Source organism: Brevundimonas sp. ZS04 (assembly GCF_001956865.1).
GTDB lineage: Bacteria > Pseudomonadota > Alphaproteobacteria > Caulobacterales > Caulobacteraceae > Brevundimonas > Brevundimonas diminuta.
Genome location: NZ_MTHE01000003.1, coordinates 152,000 through 173,999, shown reverse-complemented (window position 1 = coordinate 173,999; position 22,000 = coordinate 152,000). Strand labels below are relative to the sequence as shown.

The following is a 22,000-nucleotide window of genomic DNA, read 5'->3' as shown; positions in this document are numbered from 1 at the left end:
TAAGTGGGAAGCTTAGGCCAGCAAGGCTCGCGTGGCCGCTTCGACATCCGCCTGACGCATCAGGCTTTCGCCGACCAGCAGGGCGCGGGCGCCGGCGTCGGCCACGCGCGCTACATCCTGCGGCGTAAACAGGCCGCTTTCGGCGACCAGCAGCGCGCCGTCAGGGCTCAACGCCGCCAATTGCTCGGTCGTCGCTAGATCGACCTCGAAGGTGCGCAGCGAGCGGTTGTTGACGCCGATCAGGGCGTCGTCGCGGCCTTGAACCAGCTTGGCGGCGCGGGCCATTTCATCGGCGTCGTGCGTCTCGATCAGGGCGTCCATGCCCCAGCGAGTCGCCTCGGCCAGCAGGTCTGCGGCCAGGGCGTCGTCCACCATGTCCATGATGATCAGGATGCAGTCGGCGCCCAGAGCCCGGCTCTCGGCCACCTGCCACGGATCGACCAGGAAGTCCTTGCGCAGGCAGGGCAGGGCGACCGCCGCGCGCGCGGCCGTCAGATAGGCGTCGTCGCCCTGAAAACTGGGGCCGTCGGTCAGGACGGAGAGGCAGGAGGCCCCGCCGCGCTCATAGGCTTGAGCGAGGGCGGGCGGGTCGAAGTCGGCGCGGATCAGGCCCTTGGACGGGCTGGCCTTCTTGATCTCGGCGATCAGGGCCGGGCGGCCGGTTTCGGAGAAACGGTCAGCCAGGGCGGCGCGGAAACCGCGCGGAGGCGAGGCCTCGCGGGCGCGGGCCTCGATGGCGTCCTGTGATACGGCGGCCTTGCGGGCGGCGACATCCTCGCGCTTGTAGGCGGCGATGCGGTCCAGAACGTCGCTCATCAGGCGTCCTCGTCTTCGATCGGCGCGTGGGAGACGCGCACCAGTTCAGCCAGGGCGGCGGCGGCGCGGCCGTCGTCGATGACGGCGGCGGCCAGTTCGGCGCCCGATTTCAGGTCTTCGGCCCGCCCGGCCACCACCAGGGCGGCGGCGGCGTTCAGCAGGACGATGTCGCGATAGGGGCCGCGTTCGCCCGCCAGCAGGGCGGTCAGGGCGGCGGCGTTATGCTCGGCGTCGCCGCCACGCAGATCATCCATCGTCGCCAGCGGCAGTCCGGCGTCGGCGGGCGTGACGGTGAAGCGACGCACGGCGCCGTCCTTCCATTCGGCCACCTCGGTCGGGCCTGTGGTGGTCAGTTCGTCCAGGCCCTGGCCGTTGACGGTCCAGGCTCGCTTGGCGCCGAGTCGGCCCAGCACCTCGGCCAATGGCTCCAGCAGGGCGGGATCATAGACGCCCATCACCTGATGCGTGGCGCCCGCCGGATTGCACAGCGGACCCAGTAGATTGAACACGGTGCGGAAGCCGATCTCGCCGCGCACCGGCCCGACGTGGCGCATGGCCCCGTGGTAGGTCGGCGCGAACAGGAAGGCGATGCCCGCCTGGTCCAGCGCCCGCGCCTGCTGGGCGGGCGTGGCGTCCAGGTTGACGCCCAGGGCGGCCAGAACGTCGGACGAGCCGGACTTGGAGCTGATGGCGCGGTTGCCGTGCTTGGCGACCTTCAGCCCCGCGCCCGCCAGTACGAAGGCGGCCGCCGTCGAGACGTTGTAGGTGTGCTGGCCGTCGCCGCCGGTGCCGCAGGTGTCGATCACCTGATCGAACGGGTGCTCCAGCGACAGGGCGGCCTCGCGCATGGCGCTGGCGAAGGCGACGATCTCGTCCACCGTCTCGCCGCGGATGCGCAGGGCGGTGACGGCGGCGGCGACCTGTGACGGGGTCGGCTCGCCGCGCAGGCAGGCGGCGAAGAAGCTCTTGGCCTCATCCAGGTTCAGCACCTGTCCGTCGACCAGCTTGGCCAGCAGAGGCTTGATGCTGTCCATCAGACGTTCGCCGATCTCTTGACGCCCGCCAGATCGAGGAAGTTGGCGATCATCTCATGGCCGTGCTGGGTGGCGATGGATTCGGGGTGAAATTGGACGCCGTGGATCGGCCGCGTGCGGTGCGACAGGCCCATGATCTCGCCGTCCTCGGTCCAGGCGGTGACCTCCAGCACATCAGGCAGGGTCTCGCGGCGCACGGCCAGCGAATGATAGCGCGTCGCCGTGAAGGGCGAGGGCAGGCCGCCGAAGACGCCGCGTCCCTCATGCAGGATGGGCGAGGTCTTGCCGTGCATCAGGGTCTTGGCGCGCACCACCTCGCCGCCGAAGGCCTGGCCGATCGACTGGTGGCCCAGGCAGACGCCGAGGATGGGCATGGTCTCTGCGGCCGTTTCGATCAGCGACAGGCAGATGCCCGCCTGATCGGGGGCGCAGGGGCCGGGCGACAGCAGGACGGCCTCGGGCTTCAGCGCCCAGGCTTCCTCGACGGTCAGGTCGTCGTTGCGGATGACGTGCGTCTGGGCGCCCAACTCCGCGAGGTAGTGGACGAGGTTGTAGGTGAAGCTGTCGTAGTTATCGACGACGAGGATCATGGCGAAGGCTTCTTGAAGACGGGGGAGGCAAGGCGGCCCCAAACATGGAAGACAGTCGGGCCGATTGAAAGCGGACGTTAAGCTGTCCGGGCGATACAGGAGCATCGCCATCGGAAGAAATCCGTCTTGACCCCTGTAGAATGCATCCGTGACGCCCGCGCCCTGTTGAACGAGGCCCCGGCGGAACAACCGAAACCCCTGCGCCTGCTTGCCGCAGCCGCCTTCGCCGCCACAGCGGCGGTCCTCCTGGCCGGAACCATGATCGTGGGCCCCGGCGTGTCGTTTGACCAGGGTTCCACGGTTTCCAATCCTTAGACTGATCCGCCGGCGCCCTGGCCGCGAGTGGTCGCAGTGAATCGCCACGCTTCGGCGGCGGCCTTCATCGGCGCGCGAGCCTTGGCCAGGGTTTCAGCATATTCGGCGGCCGGGTCGCTGTCGGCGACGACGCCGGCGCCGGCTTGGACGAAGATCTGTCCCTTCGCGAACATGGCGGTGCGCAGGACGATGCAGATGTCCGCTTCGCCATTGGCCGAGATGTAGCCGACGCCGCCGCCGTAGCCGACGCCGCGCTTCTCGGTCTCCAACTCGTCGATGACCTCCATCGCCCGCACCTTGGGCGCGCCCGAGAGCGTACCTGCCGGCAGGGCGGCCAGAAGCGTGTCCACCGCGTCCAGCTTGGGATCAGCCGCGCCGTTCACGTTGGAGACGATGTGCATGACCTGGCTGTAGCGCTCGACCACGAAGCTTTCCGTGACCTCGACCGAGCCGGGCTTAGAGACGCGGCCCACGTCGTTGCGGCCCAGGTCCAGCAGCATCAGATGCTCGGCCCGTTCCTTGGGATCGGCCAGCAGTTCGACTTCCAGCGCCTTGTCCTGGTCGGGCGTGGCGCCGCGCGGACGGGTGCCCGCCAGCGGGCGGATGGTGACGCGGCCATTCTTCAGCCGGACCAGGATTTCCGGGCTGGACCCCGCCAGTTGGAAATCGACGTAGTCGAGGAAGAACAGATAGGGCGACGGGTTGCCGCGACGCAGCGACCGGTAGAAGGCGAACGGATCCTGGCTCCACGGGGCCGAGAAACGGTGCGCCAGCACGACCTGGAAGATGTCGCCGGCGGCGATGTAGTCCTTGGCCCGCGCTACCATGCGGCCGAAGGCGGCCTCATCGACGTCGGAGTGGAAGTCGGGCGCCGGGACCGGCTCGACTTCGCGCTGGATCGGCAGGGGGCCGCGCAGACGGTCCTCGAAGTCCTCAAGACGGGCCTCGGCGGCGGCGTAGGCCTGGACTGGATCGCTCGCCGTGTCCGGATAGGCGGCGGCGATCAGGACGATCTCGTGCTTCACCGAATCGAAGATGGCGACCAAGGCCGGGCGCGCCATGACGGCGTCGGACAGGTCCAGCGGGTCCGCATTGGGGGTGCCCAGCGGCTCCAGCAGACGCACCATGTCATAGCCGAACACGCCGAACAGTCCGGCGGCCATCGGCGGCAGATCGGCGGGCAACTCGAACTTGGTCGCCGCGATCAAGGCGCGCAGGGATTCCAGCGCGGGTCGGTCTTCGGGCGTGAAGGCGTCGGACAGAACGTCGGCGCCGCGCGCGATCTCGGCCTTGCCGTCCCGGCAGCGCCAGACCACGTCCGGCGACAGGGTGACGAAGGAGTAGCGGCCGTTGACGGCGCCGCCCTCGACCGACTCGAACAGGCTGGCGTAACGCCGCCCGTGCCCGACCTTCAGGAAGGCCGAGACGGGGGTCTCCAGATCATCGACCAGGCGGCGGACCAGAACCTGAGGACGGCCCGCCGTCAGACCGGCGATGAAGGCGTCGCGTTCTTCAAGCATTACTTCTTGGCGGATGCGGGAGCAGCGGGAGCAACCGGAGCCGCAGGCGCAGCGGCCGGAGCCTCCACGCCCAGGGCTTGCAGGGCCAGGGCCGGGTCGTTGCGCGACTTGGTGCGTGCAGCGGCGGCGGCGATGGTGCGGTCGGCCAGGGTGTTGGCCAGCTCTTCGGTCAGACGCGGGCGGGCCTGTTCGGCCAGCGGCGCGGCCAGGGCCGGGTTGGCGGCGTGGATGGCGTCCACGCGGCCGACGACGAAGGCGGTCTGCGACTGGGCGTCGGAGAAGACCTGGCCCTTGCTCTGACCGAACAGGCCGCGCAGCACGCCGTCGCCGACCTGAGCCTGCGACTCGCGGCTCTGTTGCACGCCGGTGCGGACCGTCAGCGGGGCGCCGGCTTCGGCGGCCACCTTGGCGATGTCCTCGCCGGCGCGGACGCGACCGGCCAGCTGCTCAGCCTTGGCCGACAGCAGGCGCGCGTTTTCACGCAGGGTCCACTGCTGGCCCAGCGGGGCGCGCACTTCGTCCAGCGTCGGCAGGGCCGACGGGCGGATGTCGTCCAGGCGGACAGCGAAATACTGGCCGTCGCCGGCGTCGATCACATCGCTCTCGCCGCCCTTGGTCAGGGTGTAGGCGCTTTCCAGAACCTGGCGAGGGGCGTTCATCGGCTGGCCGTCCGGCAGTTGGCCCTGCTGGGTGAAGGGCGGCAGCTGGATGACGCGGGCCTTGGCGGCCGTGGCGGCGTCGGCCAGGTTCTTGCCTTCCTGACGGGCCTTCTCGAACTGCTCGACCTTGGCGTAGGTCGCGGCCTTGACGGCCTCGGCCTGAAGCTCCTGGGTCAGGGCGGGACGAGCGCTTTCCAGCGTCACGGCCTGACCGGCCTGAATGGCGGCCAGCTTGGCTACGGTGAAGCCCAGGCGGCCCTGGATCGGGGCCGAAACCTGATCGACGGCCAGGCCGAACACGGCGGCGCCGACGGCGGGGTCGCCCACGGCGGCCTGCGGCGTGGCCTTGTAGTCGCCCAGCTGGATGTTGTTGGCCTTGGCCACCTCGGCCGGATTCTTGCCGGCGCGCAGGTCGGCGGCGATCTTGTCGGCGGCTTCCTTGGTCGGAACGGTCAGGGTGACGAAGGTGCGCTTTTCCGGGTCAGCCAGGGCGGCCTTGCGGAACTCATAGCGCTCTTGAATCTGTTCTTCGGTGACGGTCGGGCGCGGGTCATTCGGACCCGGCGTGAACAGCACCAGGGAGATCATGCGGAACTCGGGGCTGCGCAGACGCGCCTCGTTTTCCTTCATGAAGGCGGTCAGTTGGGCGTCGGTCGGGGCGCCCGCGCGGCCGGCCATGTCCTGAGTGACCGAGAACCAGCGGCCGTCGCGCGTTTCCAGCGCCTGGCCCGCCAGCAGGGCGGCGTAGACGCGCGGCGCCTGAAGACCGGCGAACACGGCCGAACCGACGTGCGAGGTGACATACTGGTCGCGCAAATCCTGCTCGAGCATTTCCGAGGTCAGGTTCTGCTGGGCCAGGGCCTGGGCGTAGAGGTCTTTGTCGAACTGGCCGGTGATCTGGTTGAAGAAGGCCGGAATCTTGCGGATTTCCGCCAGCACCAGCTCCTTGCCTGGACGGATGCCCGCCTTATAGGCCCAGTCCAGGAAGCCCAGGCGCTGAGTCTGGCTGTCCAGATACTGCTGGTGCAGGTTCTCCTTGACCATGTCGTCATAGCTGACGGGACGACCGGCCTGTTCCTGCAGATTGGCGCGCACGCGTTCGAAGTCGCCGCGGAACTGGTTGGAATCGACGCTGCGGTCCCCGGCGCTGATGATATGGCGCGGCCCCAGATTGGCGAAGATGTCGGATTGCGCCCCGACGATCAGGAAGCTGAGGATGATCAGGGCGAACAGGCCGGCGGCCCATTTCGACTTGGCGAAGTTTCGGAAGTACGTGATCATCGAAAAGAACCTGACGAGGGCCGGCGTCGAAAGGGCGCCAAGGGTCGCGTATAGGGGGTGCGGGGCCGCCGCCGCAAGTGAGGCTTGACGACATCTTGGCTTCCGCCGCTGTCGCCACTAGACAGGCCGCATGAAACAATCTGTGAAGCTGGTCGCCGGCAACTGGAAAATGAACGGCCTGGGCGCGAGCCTGGCCGAGGCTGAAACCCTCGAGAAGGCGCTGAAGGAACAGGCTGCGGCCTGTCGCGTGGCCCTGTGCCCGCCCGCCACTTTGATCGATCGCATGGCCCAGGCGTTGAAGGGCGGCGCCGTCGAGATCGGCGGGCAGGACTGCCACGCTGAAACCTCGGGCGCCTACACCGGATCGGTCTCGGCCGAGATGGTCCGTGATGCGGGCGCCCGCCTGGTGATTCTCGGCCACTCGGAGCGCCGCGCCGGATTCGGCGAGACCGACGCCGACGTCGCCGCCAAGGTCGAGGCCGCCCTGGCCGCCGATCTGGAGCCGATCATCTGCATCGGCGAGACGCTGCAGGAACGCGAAGCCGGGCAGGCGGTCGAGGTCGTCAGCCGTCAAGTCGCTGGCTCGCTGCCGGCCTCGCTGGCGGGCAAGGCGTTCGCCGTCGCCTATGAGCCGGTCTGGGCCATCGGCACCGGCCTGACGCCGACGCTGGAGCAGATCGAGGAAGTCCACGCCGCCGTGCGCGCCGCCATGGTCGCCAAGCTGGGCGACGGCGGCCGCGTCGCCCCAATCCTGTACGGCGGCTCGGTCAAGCCGTCGAACGCCAGGGAGATCCTGGCGGTGGCCGAGGTCGGCGGCGCCCTGGTCGGCGGCGCCTCGCTGAAGGCCGAAGACTTTCTGGGCATCATCCGCGCGGTTTGACCGCGCGCCTGAGCGTTTGCCCGAAACCTCCATCAATGTTAGAGGCGGCCGCTTGATCGGCGCGCTTCTGCGCCCACATGAATGACGCCATGCTCCAGACCATTCTGCTCGTCGCCATGATCCTGATCTCGGTCGCCCTGTCGGCCGTGATCCTGCTGCAACGTTCCGAGGGCGGCGCCCTGGGCATGGGCGGCGGTCCTTCGGGCTTCATGACGGCGCGCGGGGCGGGCAATCTGCTGACCCGCACCACGTCGATCCTGGCGATCGCCTTCTTTGTCTGCGCCATCGGCCTGACGATCGCGGGCAACTATGCGCGCGGTTCGCGCTCGGTGATCGACGCCGACGCCGTCGGCTCCATCGCTGTGGACCAGCCGCAACAGACGGCTCCGGCTACGCCTGAAGCCGCACCGGCGACCCCGGCCGCTCCGGCCGCTCCGTCGCTGGACGATCTGGAAGCCAGCTTGCCGGCCGGCCAGGGCGCGCCCGCCCAATAAGGGCGTCGCCGCCATCGAGTTTTGGGGAAGCGCGCCGCAAGGCGCGCTTTCTTCTTTTGATCAACAGTTGGATTTTTCCTGAGCCCCTGCGCGCAGGACGAATCATGGAGTAAGGTGTCCGCCCATGGCTCGCTATGTGTTCATCACCGGCGGCGTGGTTTCCTCTCTTGGAAAAGGCCTCGCCTCCGCCGCTCTCGGCGCTCTTCTGCAAGCGCGGGGCTACAAGGTCCGCCTGCGCAAGCTGGACCCCTATCTCAACGTCGATCCGGGCACGATGAGCCCCTATCAGCACGGCGAAGTCTTCGTGACCGACGACGGCGCCGAGACGGATCTCGACCTGGGCCACTATGAGCGCTTCACCGGCGTCTCGGCGGCCAAGTCGGACAACATCACGACCGGTCGCATTTATCAGACGATCATCGAGAAGGAGCGTCGCGGCGACTATCTGGGCGCGACGGTTCAGGTGATTCCGCACGTCACCGACCAGATCAAGCAGTTCTGCCTGAACCCGGCGAAGACGGACGACGGCGAGGATGTGGACTTCGTCCTGGTCGAGATCGGCGGCACGGTCGGCGACATCGAAGGGCTGCCCTTCTTCGAGGCGATCCGTCAGCTGGAGCAGGATCTGCCGCGCGGCCAGTCGTGCTTCGTCCACCTGACCCTGCTGCCCTTCATCAAGACCGCGGGCGAGATGAAGACCAAGCCGACGCAGCACTCGGTCAAGGAGCTGCGCTCCATCGGCATCCAGCCCGACATCCTGCTGTGCCGTTGCGAGGCGCCGATCCCGGCCGACGAGAAGCGCAAGATCGCCCAGTTCTGCAACGTCCGTCCCGACAGCGTCATCCAGGCGATGGACTCGGCCGACATCTACGCCGTGCCGCTGGACTATCACCGCGAGGGTCTGGACACCCAGGTTCTGGCTCACTTCGGCCTGACCGACGCGCCCGAGCCGGAGCTGTCAGGCTGGAACGAGATCGTGCGCCGCCGCCTGCACCCGGACGGCGAAGTCACCATCGCCGTGGTCGGCAAATACACCGTCCTGAAGGACGCCTACAAGTCGCTGATCGAGGCCCTGCAGCACGGCGGCGTGGCCAACAACGCCAAGGTCAACATCGACTGGGTCGAGGCCGACACCTTCGCCGGCGACCCGCAGGCCTGCGCCGAACGGTTGGAAGGCGCCCACGCCATCCTGGTGCCCGGCGGCTTCGGCGAACGCGGGGCCGAGGGCAAGATCGAGGCGGCGCGCTACGCCCGCGAGCGCAAGATCCCGTACTTCGGCATCTGCTTCGGCATGCAGATGGCGGTGATCGAGGCGGCGCGGAACCTGGCGGGCTATCCCAAGGCGACCTCGACCGAGTTCGGCCCTGCGGAAGAGCCCGTCGTCGGCCTGATGACCGAGTGGGTCCAGGGCAATGAACGCGTGAAGCGCGAGCAGGGGGGCGATCTGGGCGGCACCATGCGTCTGGGCGCCTATGCGTCCACCCTGGCGCCTGGCTCGAAGATCGCCGAGATCTACGGCCAGACTGACATCAACGAGCGCCATCGTCACCGCTATGAGGTGAACATCAACTACCGGCAGGCGGTGGAGGAGAAGGGCGGCCTGTTCTTCGCCGGTCTGTCGCCGGACGGCGTGCTGCCCGAGACGGTGGAGCGCAAGGATCATCCCTGGTTCATCGGCGTGCAGTATCACCCTGAATACCGCAGCCGCCCCTTCGCTCCGCACCCGCTGTTCGCTAGCTTCATCGAAGCCGCGCTGGTGCAGAGCCGCTTGGTCTGATCACGAACGGTTGTTGCGGTTTTCGCCGAACCGTGTGTCATCATGCTGTTAACCTTTAGGGTCGACGCAGATGGCAGGCGACATTCTCTACTTCCTGCACCGGCATTTTCGCGCGGTGTTTCTGATCGGCGCCACGGTCGGCGTGATGACGCTCGGCCTGATGGTTCGCGGCGTTCTGGGGTTGCTGTTCAGCGTGTCGACTGGCGGCGGCGCCGGTTGAGGGCGTTCCCGAGCTGAGGTTGTCTCAAGCGGCGGTCATTTGACGCGCAGACTCTGTGGCTCGGCCGACGACAAGCCTGACCGTATCGACTATCCCTGACCTGATCGCCGAGGGATTGGCAGGGAGTTCAGTGTTGATCGAGTTTCAGGCGCACGTCGTTGACGAGGTCGTGGTGACGGCGGCGCGGTTGCCGCCTGCGGCGGGCGAGGCGGCCTTTTCGGTCATTCGGCTGGACGAAGCGGCGCTGGCGCGCGCGGATCGGCTGGACGAGGCCCTGAGCGCTGTTCCGGCCGTGTCCCTGTTCCGGCGCACCTCCAGCCTGGCGGCCAACCCCACGACACAGGGCATTTCCTTGCGCGCCATCGCGCCGTCAGGCGCGGGGCGGACCCTGGTGACGTTGGACGGCGTGCCCATGAACGATCCCTTCGGCGGCTGGGTGATCTGGTCGCAGACGCCGACGGAGAGCCTGGAGAGCCTCGACATCGTGCGGGGAGCCGGGGCTGGCCCCTATGGCGCAGGCGCTCTGACGGGCGTGATCCAACTGCGCGAGCGGGAGCGCGGCGGCGTGCTGTCCGCCTCGGTCGCTGAACGGGGAGGGGCGCGGCTGGCCGGGGCCGGCGGATTCGATCTCGGGCCGGCGCGGCTGACGGCGTCCACCCTGTATGAGACCAGCGACGGTTATACGCCTGTGCGCGGCGCGGCGGCCGGGGCGGCGGACACGCCGTTGAATCTGGAGGCGCGCGCGGCGGCCCTGCGGCTGGACGCGCCGCTGGGACAGATCAGCGTGTCGCTGCGGGCTTCGGCCTATGACGAAGAGCGCGGTTCAGGCCTCGCGGGGGCGCGATCCAGCGCCAGCGGGCGCCTGCTGTCCGCCACGGCGGCGCGACGACCGGACGAGGGCCGCTACGGCTGGCGCTTGCAGGCGTGGCGGCGCGAAAGCGACTTCGCCAACACCTCCGTCGCCGTGGCGGCGGATCGCAACGCGACCACGCCCGCCAACGACCAATATGAGACCCCTGCGACCGGCTGGGGCGTCAACGCCGCCTTGCGTCGCGCGACGCGCGACGTCGCCGGAGGGCGGCTGGAATGGGAGCTGGGCGCCGACGCCCGCTTCAACGAGGGCGAAACGCGCGAGCGTTTCCGCTTCATGCAGGGGGCCTTCACCCGCGACCGCGTGGCGGGCGGCGAGACCTCGGTGGCGGGTGTCTATGGCGAAGGGTCGTGGAGCGACGACCTGTGGCTGGTGGCTGGCGGGCTGCGGCTGGACGGCTGGCGCAATGAGAATGGTCGGCGGCGAGAGTGGGACCGCGCCACGGGCTCGCCGACCTTGGATGAGAGCGATCCGGATCGTTCGGGCGAGGTGGTCAGCGCCCGCCTGGCGGCGCGCCGTTTCATCGGCGGCGGTTGGGCGGCGCGGGCGGCGGCCTATTCCGGCTTCCGCCCGGCGAGTCTGAATGAGCTGCACCGGCCGTTCCGCGTCGGCAACGACCTGACCGAGGCCAATGCGGCTCTGGTTCCCGAGACGCTGCAAGGGATCGAGGCCGGGCTGGCGTTCGAGGGGCCGATTTCGGCTTTCGGCGTCAATCTGTTCTGGAACCGGATCGAGGACGCCATCGTCAACGTCACCATCGCCGAGGGGGCGGGAACGTTTCCGCGGGCGGGTTTCGTTCCGGCGGGCGGCGTTCTGCGCCAGCGTCAGAACGCCGGGACCATCGAGGCCAAGGGCGTGGAGCTGACGGCGCGTCAGGCGCTGCGAGGCGGGTTGACCCTGAACGGCGCCCTGTCGATCACCGACGCGCGGATGGACGGCGGATCAGCCGCGCCTCAGCTGACGGGGCTGCGTCCCGCGCAGGCGCCGATCTGGAGTGCGACGGGCGGGCTGGACTGGCAGGCGTCTGACCGGCTCGGCCTGTCGATACAGGCCCGCTATGAAAGCAAGCGCTTCGAGGACGATCTCAACAGCCGCGTGCTGGAGGCCGCCGTCACTGTCGACGCGCGTGCGGAATGGCGCGCCGGACCGCGAACCCTGCTGTGGCTGGCGGCGGACAACCTGTTCGACGCCGAAGTCGAGGTCTCGGAAACGGCGGGCGGCGTTGCCGGCTACGCTCCGCCGCGCACCTTGTCGCTGGGTCTGCGCCTGTCCTACTGAGGCGTGGCTCAGGCGGCGGCTGAGGCCGCCAGCTCGGCGTTGGTGACGCGGTTCCTGCCCGTCCGTTTGGAGGCGTAGAGCGCTTCGTCGGCGCGTTCCAAGAACTGCGAAGCCGCCTCGCCGGAATGGCGAAGGGCGAAGCCGATGGAAATGGTCACGGCCCCCAGGTCGTCATTGGTCGAACGACGACGCAGGCTGCGCGAGGCGATCTCTTCCCTGGCGGCGTTGAGGGCGGCTTCGATCGCGCCCCCCGTCTCGCGCGGGAAGATGACGGCGAACTCTTCACCGCCATAGCGGGCGGCGATGCGCGGCGTGCGTGCGATGCGGGCCAGGACGCTGGCGACATAGCGCAGCACCTGGTCGCCCGTCTGATGGCCCCAGGTGTCGTTGAAGCGTTTGAAGTGGTCGATATCGATCAGCGCCAGTCCGATGGGCGTGCCGTCGCTCTCGGCTTCGTCGCACATACGCTGCAGCTGTTCGTCGAACGCCTTGCGGTTGGCCAGATTGGTCAGGGCGTCGGTCATGGCGTCGCGACGGACCTGCTCCAGGTGGTCGCGCAGCTTGACGACTTCGCGGTTGGAGGATTCCAGACGACGCTCCAGCGCCGAGGTGTGGCGTCGGATCCGCCGCGTGGCGTCGCTGAGGGAGGAAACGATGACGCCCAGGCTGTCGGTGTCAGGCGCCGAGGCCATGCGGTCGACCGCCTGTGACAGGGTGTCGCCGTAGTCGGCCTGGCTTTCGCGCGCCTTGTCGATGGCGGCGGCGACGGCGGCCAGTTCGCGGTTCAGCACGGCGCCCGCGTCGCGAATCTCTTCCGACAGGCGGCTGCGGGGCAGGAATTCGGCGGCCAGCATCTCGGCTGTGGTGTCAGTGAAGGGCGCGCCGCTGGCCAGCAGCCGCGCCATCTCCTGGCTCAATGGGCTGTCCGGCGCACTGAGATAGTGCAGCCAGAGCTCGAAGTTCAGCGGAGTCGGCCAGACGCTCGCCTCTTGCATCGCATCAACTGCGCGGTGCGCCAAGGCATAGGCTTCCGGACTACGAACCGTGGTTTCGACCTGAGTGGTCATGCCTTGAAGCGCCCCTGGAAAGTTCAGGCCAGGAGGTTAGCCCGGCCTTCCGTAACGCAGGGTTAAATCAAGAATCGCGACGTCAATCAGCAAAAATAACCGGGCGACGCAGGAAAGCCGGCACATCATCACCGAAAGCGCTGCCCCGGATATCGCCGGACGATTTGGCGACGGCAGGAGCGGCGGCGGGAGCCGCAGTCGAGGCGCGATCGTCGGACTTCTTGCGGCTGCGCGAACGACGCGGCGCTTCATCGGCCTTGGGCGCGACGACTTCAGAGGCGACGGGCGCGTCGGCCTCGATGTCGACCGGGGCGGCTTCAACCGTCTTGCGCGAACGGCTGCGTTCGCTGCGCTCGCCGCGTCCACGGCCGCGCGAAGAGCGGCTGTCGTCGCGCGGGCGATCCTTGATCGAGGCGAAGTCGATGTCGTCCAGCGGCAGTTCGACCGGCTCCTTCTTGATCAGCTTCAGCACCTTGTCCAACGACTTGTCGTCGGCGGGCGTCACGATCATGAAGGCCTCGCCCAGACGCCCGGCGCGGCCGGTGCGGCCGATGCGGTGGACGTAGTCGTCGGCGTGGTGAGGAACGTCATAGTTGAAGACGTGGCTGACCGCCGGGATGTCCAGACCGCGCGCGGCGACGTCCGATGCGACCAGCAGCTTCAGCTCGCCGCTGCGGAAGTCGGACAGCGTCTTCATCCGCAGGGACTGGTCCAGATCGCCATGGATCGGCGCGGCGTTGAAGCCGTGGACCTGAAGCGACTTGGCGACGATGTCGACTTCCGACTTGCGATTGCAGAAGACGATGCCGTTCTGGACCTCGCCGCGCTCGACCAGGGCGCGCAGGGCGGTGCGCTTGGCCTTGGGGTCCGAAGTCGGCAGGCGGGTGATATGCTGGGTGATGGTGTCGGCGGTCGTGGCCGGACGCGCCACCTCGATCCGGGTCGGATCCTTGAGGAACTGCTGCGTCAGGCGCGTGATCTCCGGCGGCATGGTGGCCGAGAAGAACAGGGTCTGGCGACGCGGCGGCGTCAGTTTGAAGATGCGCTCGATGTCCGGGATGAAGCCCATGTCCAGCATCCGGTCGGCCTCGTCGACCACCATCAGCTCGACGCCGGTCAGCAGCATCTTGCCGCGATCGAACAGGTCCAGCAGGCGGCCCGGCGTGGCGATCAGTACGTCCACGCCCTTGTTCAGGGCGGCGACCTGGTCGCCCATGGAGACGCCGCCGATCAGCAGCACCCAGTTCAGGCGTGTGCCCTTGGCGTATTTGGCGAAGCTTTCGGCGACCTGATCGGCCAGTTCGCGGGTGGGGGCCAGCACCACGGCGCGCGGCATCCGGGCGCGGGCGCGGCCCGAGGCCAGGCGGTCGACCATGGGCAGGGTGAAGGCGGCCGTCTTGCCTGTGCCGGTCTGGGCGATGCCGAGGACGTCGCGTCCGGCGAGGGCCACCGGAATGGCCTGTTCCTGAATGGGGGTGGCGGTCGTGTAGCCGGTATCGGCGACCGCTTGCAGGGTCGTGGGCGAAAGGCCCAGCTTGGAAAACTCAGTCATGCAGTCCTGAAGGGACGGAGGATAGCGTTCGCAAACGCCTTCAGCTGACGGAACCGCCCCTCTTGGGCGAGCGGGCGGCGCGCATCGCCAGTCCTGTTCCGAGCCTGCGGCCGTATAGAGAAAGCCCTACGCCTCAGTCAAGTATTTCCGTTCGGAACGGGCCGCTTGGCAACGGCGTTTCGGCCTGTATGGTCCGCCTGGGGACTGGAAAGACGATTGGGAGAGGGACCGGATGCGCGCAGCCGTGCTGATCACGCTGATCTTGGCCGCGCCTGCGAGCGCGTCAGCCTCAGGCAGCGGCGGAAACGCCGACGCCATGCAGGCGGCTTTCGGCAATACGGTTGTTTCCCATTATCCGGACGGCGATTGGGTCAAGCACTGGTTCGACCGTGACGGCCGCTACCGCGCCCTGTTCTCTGATGGACGGCGCCTGACCGCGCGCTGGGCGCGTGAGGGGGATCGCGTCTGTCTGAACGAAATCCGCCCGCGCATGATCATCTCGCGCTTCTGCACGCCCTATGTCGAGGCATCCGTTGGGGAGAGCTGGCCAGGCCGCGATCCCCTGGGCCGTCGCGTCCGCAATGAGTTGGTCGCGGGGCGGTAAGAAAAACGCCCCCGTTCGTGAGAACGAGGGCGCTTCGTCTTATTCGGCTTCTGCAGCCTTGGCCGCCTTCTTGCCGGGGGCCTTCTTCGCGGCCGGTTTCTTGGCGGCAGGCTCCTTCTTCGCCGCAGGCTTTTTCGCAGCCGCCTTCTTGGCGGGCGCCTTCTTCTTGGGCGCGGCGCCGGCCTTGGCGGCCAGAAGGGGCAGGGCGGCCTCCATCGTCATGTCCTCAGGCGCCGTGCCCTTGGGCAGGGTGGCGTTGATCTTGCCCGACTTGACGTAGGGGCCGTAGCGGCCAGCCATGACCTGCACGGCCTCGCCCGTTTCCGGGTGGGCGCCCAGTTCCTTCAGCGGCGCGGCGGCCGAGGCGCGGCTCGCACGACCCGCGCGTTTCTCAGCCAGCAGGGCCACGGCGCGGTTCAGGCCGACGTCGAACACTTCCTCGATGTCCGCGACGTTGGCGTAAGTGCCCGCGTGCGCCACGAACGGACCGTAGCGGCCCAGGCTGGCGGTGATCATCTTGCCGTCTTCGGGGTGCGGACCCACGTCGCGCGGCAGGCTGAGCAGGCGCAGCGCCTTCTCCAGATCGATCGATGCCGGGGACCAGCCCTTGGGCAGGGACGAGCGCTTGGGCTTGTCCGCATCCGGGGGCGTGGTTTCGACATAGGGGCCGAAGCGACCGATCTTCAGATGCACCGGCTGGCCGGTCGCCGGATCGACGCCCAGTTCGCGATCGCCGCTCTCGGCGCCGCCGTCGGCCGCGTCGGGAGAGGCCACCGGGCGGGTGTATTTGCACTCCGGATAGCGCGAACAGCCGATGAAGGCGCCGAAACGGCTGGTCTTCAGGCTCAGCTGGCCTTCATGGCAGACCGGGCATTCGCGGGGATTGGATCCGTCGCCCTTGTCTGGGAAGATGTGCGGGCCCAGCGCCTCGTTCAGGTGATCGAGGATCGCCGTGGTGCGTAGTTCGCCTGCGGCCTGCGTGGCGGCGTGGAAGTCCTGCCAGAAGCGGCGCAGCAGGGTCTTCCAGTCCAGATCGCCCGCCGACACCTCGTCCAGCTGGGTCTCCAGCGCCGCGGTGAAGTCGTATTCGACCCATTTGGCGAAGAACTGCTCGAGGAAGGCCGTGACCAGCCGTCCCTTGTCCTCGGGATAGAAGCGGTTCTTGTCCATGCGGACGTATTCGCGGTCGCGCAGGGTCGTCAGGATCGAGGCGTAGGTCGACGGGCGACCGATGCCCAGTTCTTCCAGCTTCTTGACCAGGGTGGCTTCCGAGAAGCGCGGCGGCGGCTCGGTGAAGTGCTGGTCGGTGCGGATCGCCTCGACCTTGGCCTTGGCGCCTTCCTTCAGCGCAGGCAGGCGGCCGCCTTCGTCGTCCTCGTCCTCAGCGCCTTTCTGCCTGTCGTCGCGGCCTTCTTCATAGGCGGCGATGAAACCGTCGAAGACCACGACCTGGCCGGTGGCGCGAAGGCCCGTCTGGCCGTCGGGCGTCTCGATCTCGACCGTGGTGCGGTCCAGGCGCGCCGATTCCATCTGCGAGGCGATCATCCGCTTCCAGATCAGCTCATACAGCCGCTGCAGATCGCTATCGAGCCGCAGGGTGTCGGGGCTGCGCAGGATGTTGGTCGGACGAATGGCCTCGTGCGCTTCCTGGGCGTTCTTGGCCTTGGTCTTGTAGTAGCGCGGCTCGGCCGGGACATAGGCGGGGCCGAAACGCTGGCCGATGGCCTCGCGCGCCTGGGCGATGCCCTCGGGCGTCACATAGACGCCGTCGGTACGCATGTAGGTGATCAGGCCGCCGGTGTCGTCGACGCCCTCATACAGCTTCTGCGCCGCCTGCATGGTGCGCTGGGCGGTGAAGCCCAGCTTGCGTGCGGCTTCCTGTTGCAGGGTCGAGGTGGTGAAGGGCGGGGCGGGAGACCGCTTGGCCGGCTTCTTCTCGACCGACTTGATGGTGAAGTCGCCGCTGTGAACAGCCTCGCGCGCAGCCATGGCCATGGCCTCGGACACGATGTCCAGGCGCTGGACGCGCTTGCCGTCATGCTTGACCAGACGGGCGGTGAAGGGCGGGCTGTCGGCGATCAGGTCAGCCTCGACCGACCAGTATTCCTGCGCCTTGAACTTCTCGATCTCCATCTCGCGATCGACGACGATGCGCAGGGCGACCGACTGAACGCGACCGGCCGAACGGGCGCCCGGCAGCTTGCGCCACAGCACCGGCGACAGGTTGAAGCCCACCAGATAGTCCAGCGCCCGGCGCGCCAGATAGGCGTCCACCAGCTCCATATCCAGCTGGCGCGGGTTGGCCATGGCCTCCAACACGGCGGACTTGGTGATGGCGTTGAAGGTGACGCGCTGGACGTCCGTGTCCTTCAGCGCCTTCTTCTTGTTCAGGATCTCCAGAACGTGCCAGCTGATCGCCTCACCCTCGCGGTCGGGGTCGGTCGCCAGGATGACGCGGTCGGCGGCCTTGGCGGCCTCGGCGATCTCGGACAGGCGCTTGGAGGCCTTCGCGTCGACCTCCCAGTGCATGGCGAAGTCATCGTCGGGCAACACCGAGCCGTCCTTCGACGGCAGGTCGCGGACGTGGCCGTAGGAAGCCAGAACCTTATAGTCCGAGCCCAGGTATTTATTGATGGTCTTGGCCTTGGCGGGGCTCTCGACGATAACGAGATTCATGGCGCTCTATCGGGGAAAACGGGGCGCGAACGTGGTTGCGGCGGACGCGGAAGTCAATCGGCCCGTTTTATATGAGCAACCTTTCCGGGTAACGTGAGTTTACAAACCTCCTTGAGTTGTGTTCCTCTCAGGCGTTCTCGGGAGGGTTGACGATGAACAAGCCAGTGCAACGACGTCGCAAGGCGACAGGCCCTGACCTGACGGACTATCCGGTCCGTGAATATGTGGCCGCCATGGCCACCGAACTGGCCGGAATGGCCCGCTGGGACGGGGATGAGCGGCTGGCCGGTCTGCTGGAAAGCGCGGCGGATATGGCCCGCCGCACCGCGCCCGCCTAGGTCGAGGCCAGTCCGCCGGGCAGCAAGGTCGCCCGCCCTGCGAGGTGAAGCTCCAGCAGGGCGGCGGCCGTTTCCGCAATTGACAATCCGGCTGCGCGCGCCAGTTCGTCGCGACCGATGGGCGTCGGCGACAGCAGGGCTTCGATACGATCCAGCACCGCATCGTTGATCTGATCCGGCGAACCGGCGGCGAACGGCGAATCAGCAGGTGGTTCGCGCAGCGTTCGCAGAGCGGCGTAGGCGCGCTCTATGTCCTCGATCCCTTCGCACAGGATGGCGCCCTGACGCAGCAGCTCGTTCGGCCCTTTGGAGCGCGGGTCCAGCGGCGAGCCCGGTACGGCGAAGACGTCGCGGCCCTGTTCGCCCGCCAGCCGCGCGGTGATCAGGGAGCCTGAGCGGATTTCCGCCTCGACCACCACCACGCCGCGCGACAGGCCCGAGATTATGCGGTTGCGACGCGGGAAGTCGCGCGCCTGCGCCCGCGCGCCGACGGGGCTTTCTGATACGATGCAGCCGCGCTCGGCGATCTGGCGATACAGGTCGGCGTTGTCGGACGGATAGACGTCGTCCACCCCGCCGCCCAGCACGGCGACCGTACCGGTCTCCAGCGCGCCCAGATGCGCCGCCGCATCGACGCCGCGCGCTAGACCCGAGACGACGACCTGGCCGCTTTCGCCCAACTGCTGGGCCAGGCCGCGCGCGATGCGCTGGCCGCCCGCCGAGGCGATGCGCGCCCCGACGATGGCCATGCAGGGCCGCTGCATCAGGGCCGGATCGCCCAGCGTCCACAACAGGGGCGGCGGCGGATCGACGGCGGCCAGGGCCTCAGGATAGGCGGTCTCGCCCCACAGGATCAGCTGCGCGCCGATACGGGCGCCGGCCTCCAGTTCGGCCTCGACGGTTTCGGGCGCCGGGATGGAATAGCCGTTGCGTCCCCGGCTGCGGATCAGGTCGGGCAGGGCGTCCAAGGCGCGCTCGGCCGAACCGAACCGCTGCAACAGTTGGGAAAAGGCCACGGGGCCGACGCGGTCGGTCCGGGCGAGCCGGAGGCGGGCGAAGCGCTCGGCCTCCGACAGGAGCGTCACGCCTTCTTCGCCCCGATCTTGGGCTCGGCGCCTTTCAGCAGGCGGCCGATGTTCTCATGGTGGCGGATGAAGATCAGGACGGCGGTGAAGACCGCCATGATGAAGATGGGCTGCGGCGCAGGCAGACCCAGCGCAGGCAGGGGCAGCAGGGCGTATAACGGCGTCAGCGCCGCCGCCACCAGGGCCGACAGGGAGGAATAGCGCAAGGCGAAGGCCATGATCAGCCAGGTCGCCGCCGCCAGCAGGCCCAGCGGCCAGCACGCGGCCAGGATCAGGCCGAAAAAGGTCGCCACCCCCTTGCCCCCCTTGAACCCCAGCCAGACGGGGAACAGGTGGCCCAGGAAGGCCGCGCCGCCGGCGATGGCGCCCGCGACGTCGGTTCCCAGCAGATGACGCGCGATCAGCAGGGCGACCGCGCCCTTGCCCGCGTCCAGGATCAGGGTGGCGATGGCCAGATCCTTGCGCCCGGTGCGCAGGACGTTGGTCGCGCCGATATTGCCCGAGCCGATGTTGCGCACGTCGCCCGCGCCCGCCGCGCGGGTCAGGACCACGCCGAACGGGATGGAGCCCAGCAGGTATCCGCCAATAGCCACAAGCCCGAGCGTAAGGAGCGCCGGCCCCGCCAGATCCTGCAAGTGATTCGCTCCCCTTAACGTGCGTCGTGGACGATGCGGCCCGAAACGACGGTGAGCAAGACCTTCCCTTGCAGTCGCCGCCCGTCAAAGGGCGAATTCTTCGACTTGGAGCGCAGGGTCGCGGCGTCGATCACCACCGGCGCCCCGGCGTCGAACAGCACCAGATCGGCGGGCGCGCCTTGCGACAGCTCTCCGGCCTCCAGGCCCAGCAGGGCGGCCGGGCCCTGCGTCAGCGGCCGCAGCACGTCCAGCAGGTCGACGCCGTATTCGTGGTGTAGCGTCAGGGCGGCGGGCAGCAGCGTTTCCAGACCCACGGCGCCCGGCTCGGCCTCGGCGAAGGGGCGACGCTTGTTCTCGGCCGGTTCGGGACAGTGTGCTGAGGTGATGACGTCGATCAGGCCGTCGCGCACCGCCTCGACCAGGGCCTGCCGGTCGCTCTCGGCGCGCAAGGGCGGGTCCAGCCGGTAGAAGGTGCGGTAGTCGCCGATGTCGATCTCGTTGAAGCACAGGTGGTTGATCGAGGCCGAGGCCGCGACCTCCAGCCCTCGCGCACGGGCGCGGGCCAGCGTTTCAAGCGCGCCCTCGGTCGAGATCTGGTCGATCAGGAAGCGCGCGCCGGTCTGCTCGACCAGGGCCAGGTCACGCTCCAGCTGGATGCGCTCGGCGATGGCGGGGGCGCCTGACAGGCCCAGCCGCGTCGCCAGTTCGCCCGAGGTCGCGACCGCGCCCTCCGACAGCCACGGCTCGGTCGGACGACAGGCGATCAGGGCGTTGAAGGAGGCGGCGTAGCTCATGACCCGTTGCAGGGTGCGGGTGTTGCGGATCACCCGGTCGCCGTCGGTGAAATAAAGAGCGCCGGCCTCATGCATCAGGCCGATCTCGGCCATGCGTTCGCCGTCGCGCGCTTGCGTCGCCGCCCCTGCTGCGCGGACGTGCACCAGATCGAGCGCCGCGCCGCGCCGCTGGATGTGGTCGATCAGGGCCGGGTCGTCGATGGCGGGGTCGGTGTCGGGCTGGACGACGATGGTGGTGACGCCGCCCGCCGCCGCCGACAGGCTGGCCGACTTCAGCGTTTCCTTGGGCTCGTTGCCCGGCTCGCCGGTCTTGACCCGGATGTCGATCAGGCCGGGCGCCAGGCAGCGGCCCTCGGCGTCGATGATCTGCACGCCCTCGGGGCGTTGGGTCGCCTGTCCGTGGATGACCTCGACGATGCGGCTGTTCTCGATCAGGACGGCGCCTGGGCCGTCATAGTCGCTGGCTGGATCCAGCAGGCGGGCGTTGATGATGGCGATCGGCTGTTGAGCGGCGGTCATGCGGCGCCTCCCGCGCGGCGGTGGGCGAGGGCGGCCAGGACGGCCATGCGGGCAGCGACGCCCATCTCGACCTGATCCTGGATCAGGGAGACGCTCAGATCGTCGGCCACGTCGGAATCGATCTCGACGCCGCGGTTCATCGGGCCGGGGTGCATGACCCTGGCGTTCGGCGCGGCCCAGGCCAGCTTTTCGCGGTCTAGACCCCAGAAGCGGAAATACTCGCGCGTCGAGGGGATCAGGGCTCCCGCCATCCGCTCCAGCTGAAGGCGCAGCATCATGACCACGTCGACGCCCTTTAGACCCTCCTTCATGTCGTGGAAGACCTCGCAGCCCCAGCGGTCGGCGTCGCCGGGCACCAGCGTCGGCGGCCCGATCAGCCGCACCCGCGCGCCCATCATCTGCAGCAGGGCGACGTTCGAGCGCGCCACGCGGCTGTGGGCGATGTCGCCGCAGATGGCGATGCTCAGCCCGCCTACGTCGCCGAAGGCGCGGCGCAGGGACAGCAGGTCCAGCAGGGCCTGCGTCGGGTGCTCATGGCGCCCATCGCCCGCGTTGACGACGGCGCAGCCCACCTTCTGCGACAGCAGGTCCACCGCGCCGGAAGACGCGTGGCGCACCACCAGAATCTCCGGCTTCATGGCGTTCAGCGTCACGGCGGTGTCGATCAGCGTCTCGCCCTTCTTCACCGAGGAAGAGGCGACAGGCATGGTCACCACGTCGGCGCCCAGACGCTTGGCCGCGATCTCGAAGGAAGAGCTGGTCCGCGTCGAGTTCTCGAAGAACAGGTTCACGACCGTCTGGCCGCGCATCAGGTCGACGCCCTTGGCCGACTGCCGGTTGAAGTCGACGAAGGCGTCGGCCAGGTCCAGCAAGGCCAAGGCGGCGGGCGGGTTCAGATCGCCTGCGGCCAGGAAGTGATCGCGGGGGAACGGGGTCAGCCGTTCCTGAATGAGTTCGGTGACGGGAGCGGCTTGGGTCATCGAGACGCCGCTATA

At 68.4% G+C, this 22,000-nt stretch carries 20 protein-coding genes; 8 read left to right on the top strand and 12 right to left on the bottom strand.

Annotated features, from left to right (window positions below):
• Positions 1 to 12: 12 nt before the first annotated feature.
• Genes trpC through BJP32_RS05600 form a run of 3 tightly spaced genes read right to left on the bottom strand, consistent with a single transcriptional unit; the run spans position 13 to position 2,440 of the window.
• Positions 13 to 816, bottom strand: coding sequence for an indole-3-glycerol phosphate synthase TrpC (gene trpC / locus BJP32_RS05610; protein WP_003164626.1), 804 nt, complete (start codon positions 814 to 816; stop codon positions 13 to 15).
• Positions 816 to 1,853 (bottom strand): anthranilate phosphoribosyltransferase, encoded by a 1,038-nt coding sequence (trpD, locus tag BJP32_RS05605; RefSeq protein ID WP_233126746.1) that lies wholly within the window; start codon positions 1,851 to 1,853, stop codon positions 816 to 818. Before trpD ends, trpC begins: the two co-directional genes overlap by 1 nt.
• Positions 1,850 to 2,440 carry an aminodeoxychorismate/anthranilate synthase component II gene (locus BJP32_RS05600; protein WP_046653566.1) on the bottom strand — a complete coding sequence of 197 codons (591 nt, stop codon included), beginning with the start codon at positions 2,438 to 2,440 and terminating at the stop codon, positions 1,850 to 1,852. Before BJP32_RS05600 ends, trpD begins: the two co-directional genes overlap by 4 nt.
• A 126-nt stretch (positions 2,441 to 2,566) precedes the next feature.
• Here BJP32_RS05600 and BJP32_RS05595 point away from each other — a divergent pair, with 126 nt between their 5' ends.
• On the top strand, positions 2,567 to 2,755 hold the full coding sequence (locus BJP32_RS05595; RefSeq protein WP_003164629.1) for a hypothetical protein: 189 nt from the start codon (positions 2,567 to 2,569) through the stop codon (positions 2,753 to 2,755).
• Here the strand turns inward: BJP32_RS05595 and trpE are convergent.
• Positions 2,752 to 4,275 (bottom strand): anthranilate synthase component I, encoded by a 1,524-nt coding sequence (gene trpE, locus BJP32_RS05590; RefSeq protein ID WP_046653564.1) that lies wholly within the window; start codon positions 4,273 to 4,275, stop codon positions 2,752 to 2,754. The two genes, BJP32_RS05595 and trpE, sit on opposite strands and share 4 nt — an antisense overlap.
• Entirely contained in the window at positions 4,275 to 6,215 is a 1,941-nt protein-coding gene (locus BJP32_RS05585; protein WP_046653563.1) for a peptidylprolyl isomerase, read from the bottom strand. Before BJP32_RS05585 ends, trpE begins: the two co-directional genes overlap by 1 nt.
• A 130-nt stretch (positions 6,216 to 6,345) precedes the next feature.
• On the opposite strand from BJP32_RS05585, the gene tpiA reads away from it, so the two are divergent.
• From tpiA to BJP32_RS05565, 5 genes are all read left to right on the top strand, one after another.
• Positions 6,346 to 7,095, top strand: a complete 750-nt coding sequence (gene tpiA, locus BJP32_RS05580; RefSeq protein WP_003164633.1) for a triose-phosphate isomerase — start codon at positions 6,346 to 6,348, stop codon at positions 7,093 to 7,095.
• Between the two features lie 89 nt (positions 7,096 to 7,184).
• Entirely contained in the window at positions 7,185 to 7,589 is a 405-nt protein-coding gene (gene secG / locus BJP32_RS05575; protein WP_223850708.1) for a preprotein translocase subunit SecG, read from the top strand.
• Positions 7,590 to 7,713: 124 nt separating this feature from the next.
• Positions 7,714 to 9,366: a CTP synthase gene (locus tag BJP32_RS05570; RefSeq protein ID WP_076223227.1), complete on the top strand. Its 1,653-nt coding sequence runs from the start codon at positions 7,714 to 7,716 to the stop codon at positions 9,364 to 9,366.
• Positions 9,367 to 9,436: 70 nt separating this feature from the next.
• Entirely contained in the window at positions 9,437 to 9,586 is a 150-nt protein-coding gene (locus BJP32_RS17480) for a hypothetical protein (protein ID WP_164918017.1), read from the top strand.
• 133 nt (positions 9,587 to 9,719) lie between these two features.
• Positions 9,720 to 11,735, top strand: a complete 2,016-nt coding sequence (locus tag BJP32_RS05565) for a TonB-dependent receptor (protein WP_076223225.1) — start codon at positions 9,720 to 9,722, stop codon at positions 11,733 to 11,735.
• Between the two features lie 8 nt (positions 11,736 to 11,743).
• On the opposite strand, the gene BJP32_RS05560 is transcribed toward BJP32_RS05565, so the two are convergent.
• Both BJP32_RS05560 and BJP32_RS05555 read right to left on the bottom strand, forming a co-directional pair.
• A complete protein-coding gene (locus BJP32_RS05560; protein ID WP_046653560.1) occupies positions 11,744 to 12,802 on the bottom strand; it encodes a GGDEF domain-containing protein in 1,059 nt (352 codons plus the stop codon).
• An 82-nt stretch (positions 12,803 to 12,884) separates the two neighbouring features.
• Entirely contained in the window at positions 12,885 to 14,354 is a 1,470-nt protein-coding gene (locus BJP32_RS05555; RefSeq protein ID WP_046653558.1) for a DEAD/DEAH box helicase, read from the bottom strand.
• A 232-nt stretch (positions 14,355 to 14,586) separates the two neighbouring features.
• Between BJP32_RS05555 and BJP32_RS05550 the strand changes: the two genes are divergently transcribed.
• The gene (locus BJP32_RS05550; RefSeq protein WP_046653557.1) at positions 14,587 to 14,958 is read left to right on the top strand and encodes a hypothetical protein; all 372 of its coding nucleotides are present in this window, start codon (positions 14,587 to 14,589) and stop codon (positions 14,956 to 14,958) included.
• A gap of 39 nt (positions 14,959 to 14,997) precedes the next feature.
• On the opposite strand, the gene topA is transcribed toward BJP32_RS05550, so the two are convergent.
• Positions 14,998 to 17,634: a type I DNA topoisomerase gene (gene topA / locus BJP32_RS05545; protein WP_076223223.1), complete on the bottom strand. Its 2,637-nt coding sequence runs from the start codon at positions 17,632 to 17,634 to the stop codon at positions 14,998 to 15,000.
• A gap of 152 nt (positions 17,635 to 17,786) precedes the next feature.
• Here topA and BJP32_RS05540 point away from each other — a divergent pair, with 152 nt between their 5' ends.
• Complete coding sequence (locus BJP32_RS05540) at positions 17,787 to 17,972, top strand: hypothetical protein (RefSeq protein ID WP_040345201.1); 186 nt, start codon at positions 17,787 to 17,789, stop codon at positions 17,970 to 17,972.
• Here the strand turns inward: BJP32_RS05540 and dprA are convergent.
• Genes dprA through BJP32_RS05520 form a run of 4 tightly spaced genes read right to left on the bottom strand, consistent with a single transcriptional unit; the run spans position 17,969 to position 21,985 of the window.
• Positions 17,969 to 19,057 (bottom strand): DNA-processing protein DprA, encoded by a 1,089-nt coding sequence (dprA, locus tag BJP32_RS05535; RefSeq protein WP_076223221.1) that lies wholly within the window; start codon positions 19,055 to 19,057, stop codon positions 17,969 to 17,971. The genes BJP32_RS05540 and dprA overlap by 4 nt on opposite strands.
• On the bottom strand, positions 19,054 to 19,692 hold the full coding sequence (gene plsY, locus BJP32_RS05530) for a glycerol-3-phosphate 1-O-acyltransferase PlsY (RefSeq protein WP_076223219.1): 639 nt from the start codon (positions 19,690 to 19,692) through the stop codon (positions 19,054 to 19,056). Before plsY ends, dprA begins: the two co-directional genes overlap by 4 nt.
• 14 nt (positions 19,693 to 19,706) lie before the next feature.
• Positions 19,707 to 21,005 (bottom strand): dihydroorotase, encoded by a 1,299-nt coding sequence (gene pyrC / locus BJP32_RS05525; RefSeq protein ID WP_076223218.1) that lies wholly within the window; start codon positions 21,003 to 21,005, stop codon positions 19,707 to 19,709.
• On the bottom strand, positions 21,002 to 21,985 hold the full coding sequence (locus BJP32_RS05520) for an aspartate carbamoyltransferase catalytic subunit (RefSeq protein ID WP_076223216.1): 984 nt from the start codon (positions 21,983 to 21,985) through the stop codon (positions 21,002 to 21,004). The genes pyrC and BJP32_RS05520 overlap by 4 nt, the downstream gene beginning before the upstream one ends.
• Between the last annotated feature and the right edge of the window lie 15 nt (positions 21,986 to 22,000).